Annotated in this window: 22 protein-coding genes and 1 riboswitch; of the genes, 21 read left to right on the forward strand and 1 reads right to left on the reverse strand. The window is 65.4% G+C overall.

Annotated elements, in window-relative coordinates:
• Positions 1-81 precede the first annotated feature (81 nt).
• The 11 genes from glyA (at position 82) to ACN9MB_RS04780 (ending at position 10,497) form a co-directional block, all read left to right on the forward strand.
• A complete protein-coding gene (glyA, locus tag ACN9MB_RS04730; RefSeq protein WP_426270948.1) occupies positions 82-1,335 on the forward strand; it encodes a serine hydroxymethyltransferase in 1,254 nt (417 codons plus the stop codon).
• Positions 1,336-1,427: 92 nt separating this feature from the next.
• Positions 1,428-1,946 carry a transcriptional regulator NrdR gene (nrdR, locus tag ACN9MB_RS04735; RefSeq protein WP_204636193.1) on the forward strand — a complete coding sequence of 173 codons (519 nt, stop codon included), beginning with the start codon at positions 1,428-1,430 and terminating at the stop codon, positions 1,944-1,946.
• Positions 1,947-2,543: 597 nt separating this feature from the next.
• The gene (ribD, locus tag ACN9MB_RS04740) at positions 2,544-3,608 is read left to right on the forward strand and encodes a bifunctional diaminohydroxyphosphoribosylaminopyrimidine deaminase/5-amino-6-(5-phosphoribosylamino)uracil reductase RibD (protein WP_426271889.1); all 1,065 of its coding nucleotides are present in this window, start codon (positions 2,544-2,546) and stop codon (positions 3,606-3,608) included.
• Positions 3,609-3,648: 40 nt separating this feature from the next.
• On the forward strand, positions 3,649-4,515 hold the full coding sequence (locus ACN9MB_RS04745; protein WP_426270949.1) for a phytanoyl-CoA dioxygenase family protein: 867 nt from the start codon (positions 3,649-3,651) through the stop codon (positions 4,513-4,515).
• Positions 4,512-5,528 carry a Gfo/Idh/MocA family protein gene (locus ACN9MB_RS04750; RefSeq protein WP_204634939.1) on the forward strand — a complete coding sequence of 339 codons (1,017 nt, stop codon included), beginning with the start codon at positions 4,512-4,514 and terminating at the stop codon, positions 5,526-5,528. The genes ACN9MB_RS04745 and ACN9MB_RS04750 overlap by 4 nt, the downstream gene beginning before the upstream one ends.
• A 127-nt stretch (positions 5,529-5,655) precedes the next feature.
• A riboswitch (FMN riboswitch) is annotated at positions 5,656-5,822 on the forward strand.
• A gap of 132 nt (positions 5,823-5,954) precedes the next feature.
• Complete coding sequence (locus tag ACN9MB_RS04755) at positions 5,955-6,596, forward strand: riboflavin synthase (protein WP_204634940.1); 642 nt, start codon at positions 5,955-5,957, stop codon at positions 6,594-6,596.
• A 179-nt stretch (positions 6,597-6,775) separates the two neighbouring features.
• A complete protein-coding gene (gene ribBA / locus ACN9MB_RS04760; protein WP_204634941.1) occupies positions 6,776-7,867 on the forward strand; it encodes a bifunctional 3,4-dihydroxy-2-butanone-4-phosphate synthase/GTP cyclohydrolase II in 1,092 nt (363 codons plus the stop codon).
• 174 nt (positions 7,868-8,041) lie between these two features.
• Positions 8,042-9,007, forward strand: coding sequence for a muramoyltetrapeptide carboxypeptidase (ldcA, locus tag ACN9MB_RS04765; RefSeq protein WP_204634942.1), 966 nt, complete (start codon positions 8,042-8,044; stop codon positions 9,005-9,007).
• 43 nt (positions 9,008-9,050) lie between these two features.
• On the forward strand, positions 9,051-9,512 hold the full coding sequence (gene ribH, locus ACN9MB_RS04770) for a 6,7-dimethyl-8-ribityllumazine synthase (RefSeq protein WP_204634943.1): 462 nt from the start codon (positions 9,051-9,053) through the stop codon (positions 9,510-9,512).
• Complete coding sequence (gene nusB, locus ACN9MB_RS04775; protein WP_426270950.1) at positions 9,512-9,958, forward strand: transcription antitermination factor NusB; 447 nt, start codon at positions 9,512-9,514, stop codon at positions 9,956-9,958. The genes ribH and nusB overlap by 1 nt, the downstream gene beginning before the upstream one ends.
• On the forward strand, positions 9,958-10,497 hold the full coding sequence (locus ACN9MB_RS04780) for a GNAT family N-acetyltransferase (protein WP_204634945.1): 540 nt from the start codon (positions 9,958-9,960) through the stop codon (positions 10,495-10,497). The genes nusB and ACN9MB_RS04780 overlap by 1 nt, the downstream gene beginning before the upstream one ends.
• A gap of 48 nt (positions 10,498-10,545) precedes the next feature.
• On the opposite strand, the gene ACN9MB_RS04785 is transcribed toward ACN9MB_RS04780, so the two are convergent.
• The gene (locus ACN9MB_RS04785) at positions 10,546-11,019 is read right to left on the reverse strand and encodes a nuclear transport factor 2 family protein (protein WP_426270951.1); all 474 of its coding nucleotides are present in this window, start codon (positions 11,017-11,019) and stop codon (positions 10,546-10,548) included.
• 165 nt (positions 11,020-11,184) lie between these two features.
• On the opposite strand from ACN9MB_RS04785, the gene thiL reads away from it, so the two are divergent.
• From thiL to ACN9MB_RS04835, 10 genes are all read left to right on the forward strand, one after another.
• The gene (gene thiL / locus ACN9MB_RS04790; RefSeq protein WP_426270952.1) at positions 11,185-12,162 is read left to right on the forward strand and encodes a thiamine-phosphate kinase; all 978 of its coding nucleotides are present in this window, start codon (positions 11,185-11,187) and stop codon (positions 12,160-12,162) included.
• Positions 12,159-12,659: a phosphatidylglycerophosphatase A family protein gene (locus tag ACN9MB_RS04795; RefSeq protein ID WP_426270953.1), complete on the forward strand. Its 501-nt coding sequence runs from the start codon at positions 12,159-12,161 to the stop codon at positions 12,657-12,659. Before thiL ends, ACN9MB_RS04795 begins: the two co-directional genes overlap by 4 nt.
• Before the next feature lie 321 nt (positions 12,660-12,980).
• A complete protein-coding gene (locus ACN9MB_RS04800) occupies positions 12,981-14,159 on the forward strand; it encodes an acyltransferase family protein (protein WP_426270954.1) in 1,179 nt (392 codons plus the stop codon).
• Between the two features lie 52 nt (positions 14,160-14,211).
• A complete protein-coding gene (locus ACN9MB_RS04805) occupies positions 14,212-14,775 on the forward strand; it encodes a hypothetical protein (RefSeq protein ID WP_204634950.1) in 564 nt (187 codons plus the stop codon).
• 241 nt (positions 14,776-15,016) lie between these two features.
• A complete protein-coding gene (locus ACN9MB_RS04810; protein WP_426270955.1) occupies positions 15,017-15,985 on the forward strand; it encodes a potassium channel beta subunit family protein in 969 nt (322 codons plus the stop codon).
• 231 nt (positions 15,986-16,216) lie between these two features.
• Positions 16,217-17,095, forward strand: coding sequence for a subclass B3 metallo-beta-lactamase (bla, locus tag ACN9MB_RS04815; RefSeq protein ID WP_426270956.1), 879 nt, complete (start codon positions 16,217-16,219; stop codon positions 17,093-17,095).
• A gap of 71 nt (positions 17,096-17,166) precedes the next feature.
• On the forward strand, positions 17,167-17,391 hold the full coding sequence (hemP, locus tag ACN9MB_RS04820) for a hemin uptake protein HemP (protein WP_426270957.1): 225 nt from the start codon (positions 17,167-17,169) through the stop codon (positions 17,389-17,391).
• A gap of 179 nt (positions 17,392-17,570) precedes the next feature.
• A complete protein-coding gene (locus tag ACN9MB_RS04825) occupies positions 17,571-18,158 on the forward strand; it encodes a hypothetical protein (RefSeq protein WP_426270958.1) in 588 nt (195 codons plus the stop codon).
• 173 nt (positions 18,159-18,331) lie between these two features.
• Positions 18,332-19,603 carry an efflux RND transporter periplasmic adaptor subunit gene (locus ACN9MB_RS04830; protein ID WP_426270959.1) on the forward strand — a complete coding sequence of 424 codons (1,272 nt, stop codon included), beginning with the start codon at positions 18,332-18,334 and terminating at the stop codon, positions 19,601-19,603.
• 24 nt (positions 19,604-19,627) lie between these two features.
• Positions 19,628-20,350 (forward strand): ABC transporter ATP-binding protein, encoded by a 723-nt coding sequence (locus ACN9MB_RS04835; protein WP_426270960.1) that lies wholly within the window; start codon positions 19,628-19,630, stop codon positions 20,348-20,350.
• Positions 20,351-20,381: the final 31 nt, after the last annotated feature.

Consider the following 20,381-nt stretch of genomic DNA (forward strand, 5'->3'; position numbering starts at 1 on the left):
AACCCGCCCGAGGTGGCCGCAATACCACATCACGGCTACACTTTTGCGTTCTAACCTTCTTGCCACCCCCACGAGGTCAGGATGTTCCCGAAGCACGAGACGATCGCCGGTTACGACAACGAACTGGCCCAGGCCATGGCCGACGAAGCCCGCCGTCAGGAGGACCACGTCGAACTGATCGCTTCGGAGAACTACGCCAGCCCCCGCGTGATGGAAGCCCAGGGCAGCGTACTCACCAACAAATACGCCGAGGGTTACCCGGGCAAGCGCTATTACGGCGGCTGCGAGTACGTGGACGTGGCTGAAAAGCTCGCCATCGATCGCCTCAAGCAGCTGTTCGGCGCCACCTACGCCAACGTGCAGCCGCACTCGGGTTCGCAGGCCAACCAGGCCGTGTACCTGGCCCTGCTCAATCCGGGCGACACCATCCTGGGCATGTCGCTCGCGCATGGCGGCCATCTCACGCACGGTGCCAAGGTCAACGTCTCGGGTAAGTTGTTCAACGCGGTGCAGTACGGCGTGAACGAGCAGGGCCTGGTGGACTACGACGAAGTCGAACGCCTCGCGCTCGAGCACAAGCCGAAGATGATCGTGGCCGGCTTCAGCGCCTATTCGCAGGTGATGGACTGGGCGCGCTTCCGCGCCATCGCCGACAAGATCGGCGCCTACCTGTTCGTGGACATGGCGCACGTCGCCGGCCTGATCGCCGCGGGCGTGTATCCGAACCCGCTGCCGCATGCGCACGTGGTCACCTCCACCACGCACAAAACGCTGCGCGGTCCGCGCGGCGGCATCATCGTGGCGAAGGACGCCGGCGAAGAGATCGAGAAGAAGCTGCAGTCGATCGTGTTCCCGGGCATCCAGGGCGGTCCGCTGATGCACGTGATCGCCGCCAAGGCGGTGGCCTTCAAGGAAGCGCTGGAGCCGGCCTTCAAGACCTACCAGGCACAGGTGGTGAGGAACGCCAAGGCGATGGCGAAGACGTTCATCGAGCGCGGCTACAAGATCGTCTCCGGCGGCACCGAGAACCATTTGATGCTGGTCGACCTGATCGGTCGCGACGTCACCGGCAAAGATGCCGAAGAAGCGTTGGGCAAGGCACACATCACCGTCAACAAGAACGCCGTGCCGAACGACCCGCGCAAGCCGTTCGTGACCTCGGGCCTGCGCGTGGGCACGCCGGCCGTCACCACCCGCGGCTACCTGGAAGCGGACGTGGTCGAACTCACGCAGTGGATCTGCGACGTGCTCGATGCGCCGAACGATGACGCCGTCATCGCCAAGGTGCGCGACAAGGTCACGGCGCAGTGCCACAAGTTCCCGGTGTACGGCTGAGCCGTCGCCAAGGATGAGGAATGAGGGGAAACGAGGACTGAGCGGGGGCGCCTTTTCTCGTTTCTCCCTTCCTCCCAGGAATTGCTGAATCTATGCATTGCCCTTTTTGCCAGCACGAAGACACCCGCGTGATCGATTCACGCCTCGCCGAGGACGGCGCCACGGTGCGTCGTCGTCGCGAGTGCCCCAAATGCAGTGAGCGCTTCAATACCTTCGAGACGGCCGAGCTCAAGCTGCCGTCGATCGTGAAGAGCGGCGAGCGGCGCGAACCGTTCGACGAACACAAGTTGCGGGTGAGTTTCGAGCGCGCCCTGCAGAAACGTCCGGTGCCGACCGACTCGGTGGACACCGCCGTGCGCGAAATCGTCAACGATTTGCGCCGCTGCGGCGAGCGCGAAGTGCCTTCGCGGCAGGTCGGTGAACTGGTGATGCGCGAGCTGAAGAAGCTCGACCAGGTGGCGTATGTGCGCTTCGCTTCGGTGTATCGGAAGTTCGAGGATGTGCAGGCGTTTCGCGAGGAGATCGAGAGGTTGGAGCGCGATTTGCCGGAGTTGGAGGCGTTGCAGCTTTCGCTGTTGGGTGAGCAGGTGGCTCGGCGGAAGAAGTCTTAAGCTCGCTGTCCCGGCGCACGCTGGAAGTGCTCTTCAACAGCCGATGGCGGGTCGTCCAGTTTTCTCTATCGCTTGATTGTCGAGATTTCGCGACCTGGCTCGCCTGCCGCGGGCTTCCGTCCTCCTGCCGGAGGCCGGGTCACTTTCTCTTGCTTGCCCAAGAGAAAGTAACCAAAGAGAAGGGCCCCCCGGATGACGCGCCTTCCGGGCTTCGCCCTCCAAGTGCGCGGGTGGGCTCCGGGGTTTTTCGACAGGGCATCCTGCCCTGGCGAAAAACTGGCCCGCATCCATGCGGGCCACCCTGCGGGCTATCCTCCACCCACCCGCCGCGTCATACGGGGACCCCTGAGAGCCAAGAGCTGAAGCCAAGAGCTAGAGCCAAGAGCTGAAGCCAAGAGCTAGAGCCGGAGCCAAGAGCTGCGGATCTACTGTGGGAGCGCACCCTGTGCGCGACAAACCTACGGAGCGTTACATCCCAGTGTGCCTGTCGCGCACAAGGCGCGCTCCCGCAGGTAAGCGCTTCGCCTAAACTGGCCCTATTGCACCGCGAAGCGACCCCGCATGGCCTCCCCCTTTACCGCCATCGATCATCTCCACATGGCGCACGCGCTGCGCCTGGCCGAACGTGGCCTCTATACCACCCACCCCAACCCTCGCGTGGGCTGCGTGATTGCCCACGGCGAACAGGTGGTGGGGGCGGGTTATCACCTTCGTGCTGGCGAACCCCATGCGGAGGTTCATGCGCTGCGCGAGGCCGGCGACAAAGCGCGCGGTGCCACCGCCTACGTCACGCTTGAGCCTTGTGCGCATCACGGCCGCACGCCGCCGTGTGCGGACGCCTTGGTCGCGGCGGGCGTGTCGCGCGTGGTGATCGCAGCGGAAGATCCGTTCCCGCAAGTCGCCGGCCGTGGCATCGGCAAGCTCCGTGAGGCCGGCATCACGGTGGATGCCGGCCTGATGCGCGAAGCGGCGCGTGAGCTCAACATCGGTTTCTTCAGCCGTATCGAGCGCGGCCGCCCGTGGGTGCGCGTCAAGCTCGCGATGAGCCTGGATGGCCGCACGGGTCTGGCCAATGGCGAATCGAAATGGATCACCGGCGAAGCGGCGCGTGCGGATGTGCAGCGCTGGCGCGCACGCAGTTCGGCGATTCTCACGGGGTCGGGCACCGTGCTGGCCGACAATCCACAACTCACCGTGCGCTTGCCCGACGGCGAATCCTTTACGCCACCGTGGCGCGTCGTGCTCGACCATCGACTGCGAACGCCGCTCGGGCATCATGTGCTCGACGGTGCGATGCCGACGCTGGTGCTGCACAACGAGCAATACGCGCCGCACGATGCACGCTACCGGGCAGTGGAGCTGGCCGTGGTGAAGGAGAAGGGCGGCGCGATGGATCTGCACGCCGTGATGGATCTGCTCGCGCGCCGCCATATCAGCGAAGTGCATGTGGAGGCAGGCCCCAGCCTGTGCGGTTCGCTGTTCGCCGCGGGGCTGGTGGACGAACTGCTGCTGTACGTGGCGCCGGTGTTGCTGGGCGACAGCGCGCGGCCATTGCTGGGATTGCCGTCACTGACCGATATGGCATCGCGCTGGAAACTGCGCACCATCGATCGGCGTGTGCTGGACGAGGACATGCGGCTGCTGCTGCGTCCCGTCACCTGAGCACCGCTTTTCACACGTAGGGATGGCCAGGACCGAAGACATGACGCAACTCACCCCGCAGCACACCCTTCTGAGCGACGCCGAGCGCGCCTCCTTTCGTGAGCAGGGTTACCTGATCCGCAAGATCCTCGACGACGCCAGCATTGCCCGCTACGTGGCCGCGGTGGAAGAGGCGCGCCGCGAACGAGGCGACGTGCAGCGCATGAGCAACCTGCAGTTCCTGCAGCCGGGCAAGGCGATACGCGGCATCCAGGACATCATCTGCAACGAGGAGATCCTCGCTGTCTGTCGCGACCTGCTGGGCGACAACATCATTGTCGACGGCGCCTCGTTGTTCTACGGCGAGGCGGGCGTCGACTATCGGCAAGGCTGGCACCGCGACGTGCTGCAGGTGCCGGACGAACAGATCGACCTCAGCTGGTTCAGCGAGGACTATCACTACAACTACGTGCAGATGAATATGCCGCTGACCACGGACGGTTGCCTGTGGATCGTGCCGGGCAGCCATCGTCGTCAACTCGATGCGCAAGAGCGCGCGGTCTTCGGGAACACCGAGAAGATGGCGCCCGTCGACGCACCGGAACTCTCCAACGGCAAGCAGATCCTGCTGCAGCCCGGCGAGGCGGTGTTCTACAACAACTATGCCGTGCATCGCGGCTGGGGCGGCGTGCTGAAGGACAAGCGCATCACCATCCACATGGGATTCCATTCGGCGCAATATCCGCCGACGCTGCATTTCGGCGTGCTCGACCACACGGAATACAGCCTGGACTATCTCTCTTCGCTAGCGCCGTGCGTACGTGAAGCGCTGCGCGCGCACCTGGTCGAGCGAGCGCGGCATCCCGAAGTGAACGTGTTCCACGCCTATCATCAGCAGTTCCTCAAGCAGGAGTTCAAGACCACATGACGACGGCAGCGGTACGCTGGGGCATCATCGGTTGCGGCAACGTCACCGAGGTGAAGAGTGGTCCGGGTTTCAGCAAGACGCCCAACTCCGCGCTGGTGGCGGTGATGCGGCGCGACGGCGACAAGGCGCGCGACTATGCCGAGCGCCACGGCGTGCCGCGCTGGTACGACGACGCGGCCACGCTGATCGCCGATCCCGAGGTCAACGCCGTCTACGTGGCCACGCCGCCGTCGACGCACAAAGCGTATGCGCTGATGAGCATCGCCGCAGGCAAGCCCGTCTACGTGGAGAAGCCGATGGCGATGGATTTCGCCGAGTGCGAGGCGATCATCCACGCCGGGCAACAAGCCAAGGTGCCGGTGTTCGTCGCGTACTACCGCCGCAGCCTGCCGCGCTTCCAGAAGGTGCGCGAGCTGATCTTCGGTCAGCAGGCCATCGGCAAGCCGCGCATCGTCAATACGGTGCTGTACGAACCGCATCATCCGCGCTATCACGACGCGGCGAATCTGCCCTGGCATGTGCAACCGGAGATCTCCGGCGGTGGCGTGTTCATGGATATCGGCTGCCACACGCTCGACATCCTCGACTGGCTGTTCGGACCGATCGTCTCGGCGAGCGGGCAGGCGAGCAACCAGCGCGGCGCCTATTCGGTGGAAGACGGCGTGGCGATGTCCTTCGCGTTCGGCAACGGCATGCTCGGCACCGGTCTGTGGAATTTCGACGGCTTCAAGCGCCACGACCAGATCGAAGTGATCGGCGACCAGGGACGCATCACGTTCGCCACATTTGGCGACGGGCCGATCCATGTCGAAGGCGCCAACGGCTCGCACGACTATCGGGTGGAGAATCCGCTGCACATCCAGCAGCCGTTGATCGAAACCATCGTGGCCGAGCTGACCGGCCAGAAGGGTGCCTGTCCCTCCACCGCCGTAAGCGGCGCGCGTACCAGCTGGGTGATGGACCAGGTGTTGCGCGAATACCGGCGGGATACCGGGCAGGCGATCGGCTTGTAACCTGGCGAGGCCCGGCGGGCACTCACCGAAGGCAACACATTGTTCCCGGGTGAGGACGATGCGCCCCGGGCCATCGGGCGAGGGCGTGTTAAACTCTCCCGGCCGGTTTGCCGGCAAAACCACAAAACGACGTCTTCAGGGCGGGGTGCGATTCCCCACCGGCGGTAGGTCCCTCGGGACGAGCCCGCGAGCGCTTCCAGGTCATCGGAAGGTCAGCAGATCCGGTCCAATGCCGGAGCCGACGGTTGGCAGCCAGCGATGGCTTCCAGAAAGTCCGGATGAGAGAAGACGGTATGGCGCATGCCTTCGCGGGCGTGCGCCTGCCTGACGCCTTGGGGCGTTTTTCGCACTTTTTTTCGCGGGAAACGTAAGCATGTCCAAGCATCGTTGCCATTCCTTCGCCACCTCCGTTCGGGAGGTGCGCTGATGTTCACCGGCATCATCCAGAGCGTGGGCCGCATCGCGCGGCTCGAACCACGCGGCGGCGACGTGCGCCTGCATGTCGACACCGCCGACCTCGATCTTGCCGACGTGCAACTGGGCGACAGCATTGCCGTGTCCGGCGTGTGCCTGACCGCGGTGACGCTGGGTGCGCGCGGCTTCAGCGCGGACGTCTCCAACGAAACGCTGTCGCTCACCACGCTGGGCAAGCACAAGGCCGGCGATCCGGTGAACCTGGAAAAGGCGCTGCGCCTGGCCGATCGCCTGGGCGGTCACCTGGTGTCCGGCCACGTCGACGGCGTGGGCAAGGTGGTGTCGATCACGCCGGATGGCCGCTCGCTGCGCTGGGTGTTCGAAGTGCCGGCCGCGCTGTCGCGCTACATCGCCGCCAAGGGCTCGATCTGCATCGACGGCACCAGCCTCACGGTGAACGAGGTCAACGGCCATCGCTTCGGCGTCAACCTTATCCCCCATACGGTGGAACACACGGCGTTCCAGGCACGCAAGGCGGGCGACACGGTGAACATCGAGGTGGACGTGGTGGCGCGCTACATCGAGCGGCTGATCGCCAGTGGCGATGCGCCGAAACTGGACGAGGCGTTCCTCAAGCAACACGGTTTCGCTTGATCTTGCGCTCGTCATTCCGGCGCGGGCCGGAATCCAGGCGCGGTGTGCACGAAGTCCGACAGCCTCAAACATTTTTTCGGATGGCTGCGTAATGGCGATAACCAAACCATGACGCTACTGGATTCCGGCCTGCGCCGGAATGACGAGCAGAACAGCAACAGCATTGAACTGGACAACCCATGAGCTTCAACACCATCCCCGAAATCCTCGAAGACATCCGCGCTGGCCGCATGGTCGTGATTCTCGATGACGAAGATCGCGAGAACGAAGGCGACCTCATCATGGCCGCGCAGATGGTGCGCCCCGAGGACATCAACTTCATGGTGCGCGAGGCGCGTGGCCTGGTCTGCCTCACGCTGACCGAGCAGCGCACGCGCCAGCTGGGCCTCAAGCCGATGGTGGTGGACAACACCTCGCCGTACCAGACCAACTTCACCGTCTCCATCGAGGCGGCCGAGGGCGTCACCACCGGCATTTCCGCGCACGATCGCGCCCGCACCATCCAGGTGGCGGTGAAGTCCGATGCGAAGCCGCAGGATCTCTCGCAGCCGGGCCATATCTTCCCGCTCACGGCGCAACCGGGCGGCGTGCTGACGCGTGCCGGTCATACCGAGGCGGGTTGCGATCTCGCCGCGCTGGCGGGGCTGGAACCTTCGGCGGTGTTGATCGAGATCCTGCACGAGGACGGCTCGATGGCGCGCCGTCCCGAACTGGAGATCTTCGCCAGGAAGCATGGCTTGAAGATTGGTTCGATCGCCGATCTGATCCGCTATCGCCTGGAAACCGAGAAGACCGTGCAGCGCGTCTATGAGGGCGACGTCGACACGGAGTTCGGCGCGTTCCGCCTGGTGGCCTATCGCGATGCGATTCGCCACGGCCTGCATTTCGCGCTGGTGCGCGGCCCGGTGGATGACGGCGAGCCGGTGCTTACGCGCGTGCACGTGCGCAACACGCTGTCCGATGTGTTGCATCTGCATCGCGACGATCTTGGCCTGACGGTCACATCCGCGTTGCGCCGCATCGCCGACGAAGGCCGTGGCGCCTTGCTGGTGCTGTCTGGCGAAGACACCGCGGACGCGCTGTTGCGCCGCCTCAATCGCCAGCCCTCGGCGCAGGCGCCCGAAGAAGCGCAGCAGCAGGAATGGAGGCAGTTGGGCCTGGGCGCGCAGATCCTCGCGGATCTCGGCATCCGCCAGCTGCGCGTGCTGGGCACGCCGCGCAAGATGGTCGGCCTGGGCGGTTTCGGGCTGGAAGTGACCGAATACGTTTGAAGAACCACGCCACCTTGTGGGAGCGCACTTGTGCGCGACTGCGGCGCCTGATCATTACCGCTCCGTAGGTTTGTCGCGCACAAGTGCGCTCCCACAGTAGGTTTGCTCGATCTTGCCACTTCCACGCCATCCCATCGTCGGCATACTCCAGGCTTTGAGCCAAGAACCCGCGCCATGACCTTTCCCACCGTCCGCCTGATCGCCCCCTCGGGCTACCCGCACGATCGCGATGCCATGTCTCGCGGCGTGGCTCGCTTGCGTGCGGCCGGATGCACGGTGGACGGACTGGGGGTGCTCGATCGGGTCGAACATCGCTTTGCCGGTCCGGACGAAGCGCGCGCAGCCGACCTCAATGCGCTGGCCACCGCCCCGGCGCTGCCGGATCTCGCGCTGGCCGTCCGCGGCGGCTACGGCGCCACGCGCCTGCTCGAACACCTGCACTACGGCGCGCTGAAGGAGCGGCTGGCCGGTTCGAACACGCTGCTGGTGGGCCATAGCGACTTCACGGCGATCCAGCTGGCGCTGTACGCGAAGAGCGGGCTGGTGACGTTCGGCGGCCCCATGCTCGGCCCGGATTTCGGTGCGCCGGAACTCAACGGGCTGATGTGGGAGCACTTCTGGCGCGCGGTGGGCGATGCCGAAGCCACCGCGAACTGGACCACGCCCACCGCGACCGAGCTGGATGTCGAAGGCCCGCTTTGGGGCGGCAACCTCGCCATGCTGTGCAGCCTGCTGGGCACGCCGTATTTTCCGGTCATCGAAGGCGGCATCCTGTTCGTCGAAGACATCGGCGAGCCGCCGTTCCGCATCGAGCGCCTGCTGTACCAGCTGCACCTGGCGGGCGTGCTGGATCGGCAGCGGGCGCTGGTGCTCGGCCATTTCACCCATTGCCGCCCGCACAGCTACGACAACGGCTACGACACCGAGGCCGCGTTCGAGCAGATCGCCCGCGTGGCGCGCATTCCGATCATCCGCGGCCTGCCCTTTGGGCACGAGGCGGACAAGTTCACCCTGCCGTTCGGCGTGCCCGCGCGGCTGCGCGTGGCGGCGGGGCAGGCCAGCCTGAGTTTTTCCGGCCATCCGCGCCTGTCCGAGGCGGTTTCCCGGCCCGATCCGGGCACGCTGCCGCAAATCCCGTAAAATAGACGGCCCTCCGGGCCCCGACCCCAGGAAATTGGAATCCATGAAGATCATCGAAGGCGATTTCGCCACGCCCAAAGGCCGTTTTGCCATCGTCGCCGGCCGTTTCAACGGTTTCGTGGTCGAGCCCCTGGTGGCCGGCGCGCGCGACGTGCTGGTCCGCCACGGCGTGAAGGACGATGCCATCGAGCTGATCCGCGTGCCGGGCGCCTGGGAAATCGCGCTGGCCGCGCACAAGCTGGCCAACTCCGGCAAGTACGCCGCGGTGATCGCGCTGGGCGCGGTGATCCGCGGTTCCACCCCGCACTTCGACTACGTGGCCGGCGAATGCGCCAAGGGCCTGGCCCAGGCCGCCTATGCGTCCGGCGTGCCGGTGGCGTTCGGCGTGCTGACCACCGACAACATCGAACAGGCCATCGAGCGTTCCGGCACCAAGGCCGGCAACAAGGGCGCGGATGCCGCGCTGGCGGCGCTCGAGATGGTCAATCTGTACGGAAAGCTGTGATGAACCCACGTCCGGAAGGTATCGATCTCGCTGCGCGTTCGCGTGCCCGCCGCCGTGCCCTGCAGGCGCTGTACGCATGGCAGATCGGCGGTAGCCGCATGCACGCCGTGATCGAACAGTTCCGCCACGAGCAGGACATGGAAGTGGCCGACCTCGAGTACTTCGAGGATCTGCTGAACGGCATCGAGCGTCATGTCGCCGTCATCGACGAGGCCATCAAGCCGTACGTCGATCGCGAGGTCGAGCAGATCGACCCGATCGAGCGCGCCGCCCTGCGCCTGGCCACCTATGAACTGAAATATCGCCCGGACGTGCCGTACCGCGTGATCATCAACGAAGCCATCGAAGTGACCAAGCGCTTCGGCGCCGACCACGGCCACAGCTACGTCAACGGCGTGCTGGACAAGCTGGCCGGCGTGCTGCGCAGCGCGGAAAAGCGTCAGTGATGGACGGGGCCGCGGCGCGTTCGTCCGTGGTCCCGGTGGTGGAGACGGCGCGCCTGCGCCTGCGCGCCCACCGTGCCGACGACCTCGCCGCATGCCTGGCCATCTGGTCCGATCCGGAGGTGGTGCGCTACATCGGCGGACGCCCGTTCACTTCCGAGGAAGTGTGGAAGCGCCTGCTGCAGTACCAGGGCCTGTGGAGCCTGCTCGGCTACGGCTATTGGGCCGTGGAAGAGAAGGCGAGCGGCCGCTATATCGGCGACATCGGCTTCGCCGACTTCAAGCGCGAGTTGGAACCCTCGCTGCACGGCATGCTGGAATTCGGCTGGGTGCTCGCGCCCCACGCGCACGGCCAAGGCTATGCGAGCGAAGCCGTGACGGCCGCGACGGCATGGGCCAGCGAACACTTTCCGCACTTGAGCGCCGTGTGCATCATCGCGCCGGAAAACGCGCCATCGATCCGCGTGGCCGAGAAGGCCGGATTCGTCAAATGGACGGATTCGACGTATCACGGCGCGCCGACGGTGGTATTCCGGCGTTGAGCTTGCTTCGCCGCCGTTGATCGGCCGGCATCGCACAGCGCTACGGCGTCACTTCCCCGCGCAACTCGCGTGCTGGTTGTCCGCAATGCCGGCGACCAGCCACTTTCCATCGCGCTTGACCAGATGCGCTATGTCCGTGCCGCAATGATCCGGCTTGCCATCGATCAGGAATTCGTAGGGCGCCCAGATGATGGCGATGTCGTCGTCGACGCGCACCAGCGGATCGTGGATGCGTTCGGCGAACTGCTTGTCGCCACTGGTGGGGATGTGGTCGATGAAGGCGTCGAAGTGCAGCTGGGTGATCTTGTCGCCCCGCTTGAGCGTGATCATGCCGCCGGGCAACAGCGCCGCGCGCATCATCGCGTGATCGCGCTTGCCGATGCCGTCCAGCAAGGCCTGGAACGGGGCGAGCACGGCCTGTTCCTCCAGCGTGGCGGCGTGGACCATGGAAACGCCCAGCGTGGCGAACGCGGCGCCGGCAACAAGGGCGAGGCGCGACAGTCGTGGCAAACGAGCGTGCATGGCGGGCTCCGGCAGCAGATAAGGGCCTTTCGATTCTAAGGAGCGGTCCGCCAGCCCGCAGCCATGACTGATGGCCGGGGCGCGCGGCGAGGCCATTCAGCCTCGCGCTTGCGCCCGCGGCCGGCGGGTGGTCTTCTTCCTGAAGTATTTGCTTGCCGGGCTGCCATGGAATTCCGACTGATCGACCGTATCCGCGAGCGCACCGCGCAAGGCCGCGAAGATGTGAAGCTGGGCATTGGCGACGATGCCGCCGTGGTGGCGCCGCCAGTGGGGCAGGAACTCGCCATCGCCATCGACACCATGGTCGAGGGCGTGCATTTCCCCCACGGCACGGCGGCGGCCGATATCGGCTGGAAATCGCTCGCGGTGAATCTTTCCGATCTGGCCGCGATGGGCGCCAGCCCGGCCTGGGCGCTGCTGGCGCTCAGCTTGCCGGTGCAGCGCGCCGAACAGCTCGGCGCGTTCATCGATGGCTACGCCGAAGGCTTCGCCCAGTTGGCCCAGCCGCATCGCCTCGCCTTGATCGGCGGCGATACCACCCGCGGCGCCTTGACCATCAGCGTGGCCGTGCATGGCTTCGTGCCGCCCGGCAAGGCGCTCACGCGTTCCGGCGCACGCGCGGGCGACGTCGTGCTGGTTACCGGCACGCTGGGCGATGCGGCGGCAGGTTTGCAGTTGCTTCGGCGCGGCGCGCGCGTGGACGAAGGCGACGGGCGCACGGCCTATCTGATCGAACGCCTGCACAGGCCCACGCCGCGACTGTCGACCGGACTGGCCTTGCGCGATCGCGCCAGCGCCTGCATCGACGTCTCCGACGGACTGCTCGCCGATCTCGGCCATATTTGCGAGGAAAGCGGCCTGGGTGCGGAAATCGAAACGGAACTGCTGCCGCGCTCGTCGATGCTGATGGCGAGCTTCGACGAAGTGAGCGTGCGCGATTTCGCCCTCGCTGGCGGCGACGACTACGAATTGTGCTTCACCGTGCCAGCCGCGCTTGTGGCGGAGGTGCAGAGCGATCTTGCGCGGCTGGGCTGCGGAGCCACGCGTATTGGGCGTATGGTGGAAGGCGCGGGCGTGCGGGTGCGCGACGCGCAGGGACAATGGCTGGAAGCCGCACAGCGTGGCTGGGACCATTTTGCATGAGCGACAAGAAGACCCTCACTCCGGAGCAGCGCCGCGCCTTGCTCGCCACGCCGGCCGGCTGGCTGGCCTGCGGTTTCGGCTCGGGCCTGGCCCCGGTGGCGCAAGGCACCTTCGGTTCGCTGGCGGCGCTGCTGCCATGGCTGTTGCTGCGCAGCCTGCCGCTGCAGCTCTACGTCTTCGCCATCACCGTGGGTTTCGTGATGGGGGTGTGGGCTTGCGGTGTGGCGGGGCGGGCAGTGGGGGTGGATGACCACCGCAGCATCGTGTGGGATGAGTTCATTGGATTGTGGATTGCGTTGATCCCGGTGTTGCTGGGCCCCTGGTGGATGGTGGCGGTGGGATTCGGGTTGTTCCGCTTGTTCGATGTCTGGAAGCCTTGGCCGATTCGGTGGCTGGATGGTCATCTGAAGGGCGGGGTGGGGGTGATGGTGGACGATGTGGTGGCAGGGATTTTTGCTGCCATCGTGCTTGTGGTTTTGCTGATGGTGATGCGTTGAGGGGCATGCTCGTCATTCCGGCGTAGGCCGGAATCCACTTCGCATCGCCTTTTGCGATGTACGACACTTCTCCCTCTCCCCGGAGGGGAGAGGGCTGGGGTGAGGGGCGGGTGCTCGCGGGAACGTGTGTGCGTTCTGTGGGAGCGCACTTGTGCGCGACAGCGACGCTGGAATCTACAGCTCCGTCGGCTTGTCGCGCACAAGTGTGCTCCCACACATAGCCCGCCACCGTTTCGCCACGTTGCCGACCTCGCCGCGCCCGAGCCCTGCGATATATTCCCCGGCCGCGACTCCGTCCGACGCACTCGCCTCGGATGCCGCATGGATGCCACTAGAGGGAACTGCGTGAACCGATTGCCGGGTTTGGATCTGCTGCGCGCGATAGCGATCGTGTGGGTGATGATCTTCCACTCGTATTTCATAGGCGGCTGGGGGCACTTCGGGGGTATCGAGCAGAACGGGTGGATGGGGGTGGACCTGTTCTTCGTGCTCAGCGGTTTCCTGATCGGCTCGCAGGTGCTCAGGTCACTGGCCGGACGCGGGACGTTTTCATTCGCGGAGTTCTATCAGCGTCGAGCGTTCCGCATCCTGCCCGCGTACCTGGTGGTCGTGGCGGCGTATTTCATTTGGCCGTCCATCAGGGAACAGGGCGATGTGCAGCCGCTCTGGCAGTTCCTCACCTTTACGGTGAACCTGTTCATCGATGCGAAGGACCATCTGGCGTTCTCGCACGTATGGTCGCTGTGCGTGGAGGAGCATTTTTACCTGCTTTTCCCGCCACTGGCATGGTGGCTGGCGCGGCGTCCGTCCGTGCATCGGTTCGCACTGGTATGCGGCGGCATCGTGGCGGCGGGGATGCTGGTGCGCGGCCTCGTGTGGTGGCACGAGTTGTCGCCCTGGGCAGGGATTGACCAAAATTCCTATGGAAAAACCTTCCTCGAGCGCATTTACTATCCCACGTGGTCCCGTCTCGACGGCCTTTTGATGGGCGTGATGCTGGCTGCGGCCAGGGTCTACCGGCCCGTCCTATGGTCCCGATGGGGACGCCACGCCAACGGCTTTCTGCTCGCAGGGGTAGCGGTGGTCGGCGGTTCGATCTGGCTGTTCCGTGATCGGACCGGCTTCATTCCCACGGTGCTGGGATATCCGTTGCTTTCCTTCGGCCTGGGGCTGCTGGTGTTGGCCGGTGCCCACGCGTCCAGCGCGCTTGCGCGTGTTCGTGTGCCGGGCGCCGGCTGGCTGGCCGCGGTTTCGTACAGCCTGTATCTCACCCACAAGGCGGTATTCCACCTGCTGGAATCCACCCTGGGAGCCAGCCTGGACGGCCACGGCGCGATGACTTTCGCGGGTTATGCGTCAGCGGTAGTGGGGATGGGCGCGTTGCTTCACTACGGGGTGGAACGGCCATTCCTGAAGTTGCGGGACCGTGTTTTGCATCAGGCGCCGTCTGCGGCGCAGGCATCCGGCGCGATCGCCGGAGCCCGAACGGAGGCGGCCTGATGCGGATGTAAGGGGAAGTTCTCTCAAGGGGAGGGGTGTCATGTGCAAATCCATGCGCATTGTGTGTTTCCTGCTGTTGCTGTCCATCGTGCCTTGTTCGGTGTTCGCTGCCACCGCAGCGCCCGCGGGACCGTGTCGCATCATTGATCCATCCACCTGCGCCAATGCCAACCAGCTCGCGCATGCCAACGGCTTCGTGACCGCGCTCGGGCATTTCGCCGGCGACAACAAGGTCAACTATTTCCGGGGCAGCCGTTCGGTGAGCGACCAGGCGCTGTCCGCGCTGGGCGGTTCCTCGGCGTCGGTGCAGCTGCTGGCCGACAACCGCTACCTGTTCACCGCTTGCCCGGCACGCGAGTGCGGCGGCAGCGCGGCGGCCGTCATCGTCAATGAATACGGCCAGATCGAAGCGCTGGGCTTTTCCAGCTACCACTGCGATACCGCCTGCGACGATTTCCGCCACCTGGACTTCTACGTCCGCAAGGACGGCGACAACCAGGCGCTCATCGCCGCACTGAAGGCCTGGGGCACGGGCGATCCGCTCAAGAGCACGGTGTGGCGCCCCGAAGCGGACCACGGCATCGAAAACCGTATGGACGTCCATACGCTGCCATAATCCGGCGGGCATCATGCATCGACGGCCGCCGGCAACCGGCGGCCGTACTCGGCGTTGTAGCGCACCTTAGGGAAGAACGAGGAGCAGCCGCGTAGCTGCGTTGGCTTCCGCTCATGCTGGCGCGTGGCGAAACGCAAGACTCTAGAGCGCATGGCGTTGGCGCCATGTGTAAAGCGCGATGATGGACGGATGACGCTTGCCCTTGGCATGCTGTTCCATCCCCACTCACCGGAGCGCTTCCATGCAATACCGTCGCCTTGGCACATCCGGCCTGCAGCTTTCGGCACTATCGTTCGGTGCCTGGGTCACCTTTGGCACCCAGGTGGGACGTTCGCTGGCCCGCGACCTGCTGGCGATGGCGCACGATCACGGCATCAATTTCTTCGACAATGCCGAGACCTACAACAACGGTGTCGCCGAAACGCTGATGGGCGACGTGCTCGCCGATCTGCGCTTCCCACGGGACAGCTACTGCGTGTCGAGCAAGGTCTATTTCGGCGCGGTGGACAACCCGTTGCCTACGCAGCGCGGCCTGTCGCGCAAGCACGTGATCGAAGCCTGCCACCAGGCCTTGCAGCGCCTGCGGGTGGAGCATCTGGATCTGTATTTCTGCCATCGCCCCGACCCGGATACGCCGATTGCCGAAACGGTGGCGGCGATGGACACGCTGGTGCGGCAGGGCAAGGTGCTTTATTGGGGTACCAGCGAATGGCCGGCGGATGCGATTGTCGAGGCGCATCGGGTGGCGCGTGAAAACCATATGTTCGCGCCCGTGATGGAGCAGCCGCAGTACAACCTGCTGCACCGCGAACGGGTGGAGCAGGAGTACGCGCCGCTGTATGACGTCTACGGCATGGGTACCACCATCTGGTCGCCGCTGGCATCGGGCCTGTTGAGCGGCAAGTACAACGACGGTGTGCCGTCGGAGTCGCGTCTGGCGCAGCCGGGTTACGAGTGGTTGCGCGACGCGGTGCTCGAGCACGATGGCTCCCGCCTGGAGAAGGTGCGACGTCTCGCACCCATCGCGGCGGAGTTGGGCGTATCGATGGCGCAGCTGGCGATCGCCTGGTGCCTGGTCAATCCGCATGTGTCCACGGTGATGCTTGGCGCCAGCAAGCTGGAGCAGTTGGAGCAGAATCTTGCCGCGCTGGATTTGCTGCCGAGGTTGGATGCGGCGGTGTTGAAGCGCATCGGGCAGGCGGTAGCCTGAGCGGCAACGTGTCCCTGTGGGAGCGCACCCTGTGCGCGACAGCCACGCTGCAGTGCAACGCTCCGTAGGTTTGTCGCGCACAGGGTGCGCTCCCACAGAAGGCCTTGTCATTGACGCGATACCCGTTGCCCGCGTGTTGCCAGACTTCGCCCGCGGGCTGCCCGAGGATCGCCGCATGGGGGCGGTAGCGGCTGCCAAGCTGCGCGGACTCTTCCCAAGGAACATCAACGCATGAAGCCTTTCTTCCGCGCCACGCTCGGTGTTTGTCTCGGCTTGTCGATCGCCGCGTCGGCCCACGCGAGCCCGCCCGAATGGACGCAGCCGCAGAAACCGTTCCGGATCTACGGCGACACCTACTACGTCGGCATGCGCGGACTCACGTCCATCCTCATCCAATCGTCCGACGGCCTGGTCCTGATCGACGGTACCTTGCCGCAGAACGCGGCGCAGATCGAAGCGAACATCAAGGCGCTGGGTTTCAAGCTCGGCGATGTGAAGCTGATCCTCAACACGCACGCGCACTCCGATCATGCCGGCGCCATCGCCACGCTGGCGCATGACACCGGCGCGCGCGTCGTCGCCAGCGAGATCGGCGCGAAGGAGTTGATGCTGGGCGGCAAATATCCTGACGATCCGCAATTTGCCGAAGCGCTCGACTATCCGGCGGTGGCGCACGTCGACACGGTCGCGGACGATGGCGTGGTGCGCCTGGGCGACGTGGAGATCACCGCCCATTACACGCCGGGCCATACGCCGGGCAGCACCAGCTGGACCTGGCAGTCGTGCGAAGGCCAGCGCTGCCTGCACATGGTTTATGCGGACAGCGTGAGCGCCCTGACGGCGGGGAGCTATCGCTACAGCGATCCGGCGCATCCGGAGCGTGTGCAGAACTTCCGGCACGGCCTGTCAGTCATTGCGGCCCTGCCTTGCGACATCCTGGTCACCCCGCATCCCGACCAGATCGATTTCCTGGAGCGCGTCGCGCAGCGCGATGCGGGAGCCAGGCCCGATCCGCTGATCAAACAGGATGCCTGCCGGGCCTATTCGGCCGCCGGTGGCCGCAGCCTGGACGCCAGGCGGGCGAAAGAAGGGAAGGGTGGCGCGCCCTGAACAGGGGTGTTGACACTCAAATGAGAATTATTATCATCTTGGTCGTCACTCATCTCCTGCGGAGCTCCACCATGACCACGACGGTTTTGTCCCTACCCCAGGGTGCCGACGCCCTGGCGCGCCCGTTCCGTCTGCTGAGCCTCAAGCCATCGGCGCCCCTGGCGCCCGATGCCCCCACGCGCCGTATCTCCAGCCAGCAGCTGCTGAAGGGCGAGCGCGAACTGGTGATCCAGCACCTGGGCAACGAGTACCACCTGCGCCTCACCCGCAACGACAAGCTGATCCTGACCAAGTAAGCGTCGCCGTGGTCCGCGCTGCGGCGCGGCCACCGATGGCCATGTCTCCCCCGAGGGAAGCTTCATGGGCATGGATGCCTCTTTCCCTCCGGCCCCGGGTCGGGGGGCCTTTCCCAAGGCCTAACGCCACGCCGTTCTCGCCGAACGCCAGCCGGGTCGTTTCCTGCCAAGGAGCACTGATGATGTTTGGCTGGCTTGCGCACGCCTTCGGCACGGTCCGGTCCTGCGCCGATACGGCGGCATGGACCATCAGCCGCACCTCCGTCCGGATGTCCGGCCCCGAGCTGGCTTCCCGTCTTCCCCTGTTGGGCGGGGTGCTGTATTTGCCGGCCTGCGCGTCCTCGCGCCCCACCCGCGACGTCGCGCCGGGTTGGCTGGTGACGCGCGAGGATCTGGCGCCGCTATTGCAGACCGAAGAACTCCGTGCCTCCAGCATGATCGGCGCCGATGGTCCCCGCGAATGGATCGACTGCTTTGCGGCCTCCGGCGCGTTCTGCGCCCGGCTGCATCTGTTGCCCGACACCGACTATCTCGCCTGGGATGCCTTGCTGTCCCGGGGCACCTCGCTGCCGGCGGCACCGGTATGCCCGGGGGAAGTCGCCTGCAAAGCGGCCATTGCCGAGCTGCTGTGCTTCCATACCCTGCGGATGGCGTCGCTGGACGTGCTCGACACGCTGCCGCTGGGCCAACTTTCCTTGCTGGGCCGCGGGATTGCCCGCGACGTGGCCAGGGCCGCGGCGGTGGCGCTGGAGCCCGCGTTCGACTAACCGTCCGCGGACGTTTGTCCGCCTGTCCGTCATTGTGTCCGCGGACAGCGGTCCATCGCTGATAGATGTTTTCAAGTCACTGAAAAATAGCGAATAAATCGACTATTCCAGCTTGGCACGCAGATTGCTGACTAGGGTCAGGGGCCGCATTGTCCGCGGCCAGGGACCCATCGATGATTCGCGATACTTCCGCACAAGACCGTCTGGTCGAGGTCAAATCCAATCCCAAGCGCCGGCTGGTGCTGATTGGTGTGGGCGTGGCCGTGGTGGCGCTGCTGGCGCTGTTCGGTCCGCGCATTGGCCGCCTGTTCTCGGCCGACGCCTCGGTCAGCAGCTCCCGCCTCGCTTTCGCTACGGTCGAGCGCGGCCCGTTCGTCCGCGACATTGCGGCCGAGGGCAAGGTGGTGGCGGCGGTCAGCCCCACGCTTTATGCCACCTACGGCGGCGCGGTCACCCTCAAGGTGCACGCGGGCGATGCGGTGAAGAAGGGCCAGGTGCTCGCCGTCATCGACAGCCCCGAGCTGACCAACAAGCTCGCGCAGGAAATGAGCGCCGCCGATGCCATGCAGGTGGACTACCTGCGTGCGCAGATCGATGCGCGCAAGACCCGCGGCGAACTGCAGAAGGCCTACGACAACGCCAACATCGACGACCAGGGCGCGCAGCGCGACCTGGCGCGTTACCAGAAGGCGTTCACCCTCGGCGCCGTGCCCAGCATGGACGTGGACAAGTCCAAGGACGCGCTGCAGAAGGCGAACATCACGCTGGCGCATGCCAAGACCGATCTGGCCACCAACACCGACAGCCTCAACTTCGACATCCAGTCCAAGAAGCTCGCCCACGATCGCCAGCTGCTGCTGGTGAAAGACCTGCAGCGCCAGGTGGAAGACCTCAACGTGAAGTCGCCGGTGGACGGCCAGGTCGGCCAGCTGTTCATCGCCGAGCGCGCCACCGTGGCCAAGGACGCCCAGCTGGTCAGCGTGATCGACCTCTCCGCGCTCGAAGTGGAAATGAAGGTGCCGGAAAGTTTCGCGCGCGACCTGGGTATCGGCATGACCGGCGAGATCAGCGGCAACGGCGCCACCTGGAAGGGCCTGGTCAGCGCCATTTCGCCCGAAGTGGTGAATGGCGAAGTCGCCGCCCGCCTGCGCTTCGATGGCCAGACGCCCAAGCAGCTGCGCCAGAACCAGCGCCTCTCCGTGCGTATCCTGCTCGACAAGCGTGACAACGTGCTGACCGTGCAGCGCGGCTCCTTCGTCGACGAATCGGGCGGCAGCTACGCCTACCTCGTGCGCGACGGCGTGGCGGAGAAGCACCCCATCCGCGTCGGCGCCAGCAGCATCGACAAGGTGGAAATCCTCGATGGCCTGAAGGAAGGCGACAACATCGTGATCTCCGGTACCGACAGCTTCAAGGGCGCCCAGCGCGTCGCCATCTCCAACTAACCACCACCGAAGGACGACAACACCATGCTCAAGATGACTCATCTGTCCAAGGTCTACCGCACCGAAGTGGTGGAGACCTATGCGCTGCGCGACTTCAACATCAACGTGAACGAAGGCGAGTTCGTGGCCGTGACCGGTCCGTCCGGTTCGGGCAAGACCACCTTCCTCACCATCGCCGGCCTGCTGGAAACCTTTACCGGTGGCCAGTACCACCTCGACAACGTGGAGGTGAGCAACCTCAACGACAACGAGCGGTCGCGCATCCGCAACGAGAAGATCGGTTTCATCTTCCAGGCGTTCAACCTGATTCCCGACCTCAACGTGTTCGACAACGTGGAAGTGCCGCTGCGCTATCGCGGCATGAAGGCGGCGGAGCGCAAGGAGCGCATCATGAACGCGCTCGAGCGCGTGGGCCTGGCCTCGCGCGCCAAGCACTATCCGGCCGAACTCTCCGGTGGCCAGCAGCAGCGCGTGGCCATTGCCCGTGCGCTGGCCGGCTCGCCGCGCCTGCTGCTGGCGGACGAACCGACCGGCAACCTCGACACGCAGATGGCCCGCGGCGTGATGGAACTGCTGGAAGAAATCCATCGCGAAGGCGCCACCATCGTGATGGTGACGCACGATCCGGAACTGGCTGCCCGCGCGCAGCGCAACGTGCACATCATCGACGGCCAGGTGGTGGATCTGGCGGAAGACCCGCGCTTCCATCACGCCGTGCACGCGGCCCGCGGCAACGCTCCGGCCTGATAACCGGCCACCGAGCCTCCCGCTTCGGCGG

Source organism: Dyella kyungheensis (assembly GCF_049913195.1).
Taxonomy (GTDB): domain Bacteria; phylum Pseudomonadota; class Gammaproteobacteria; order Xanthomonadales; family Rhodanobacteraceae; genus Dyella; species Dyella kyungheensis.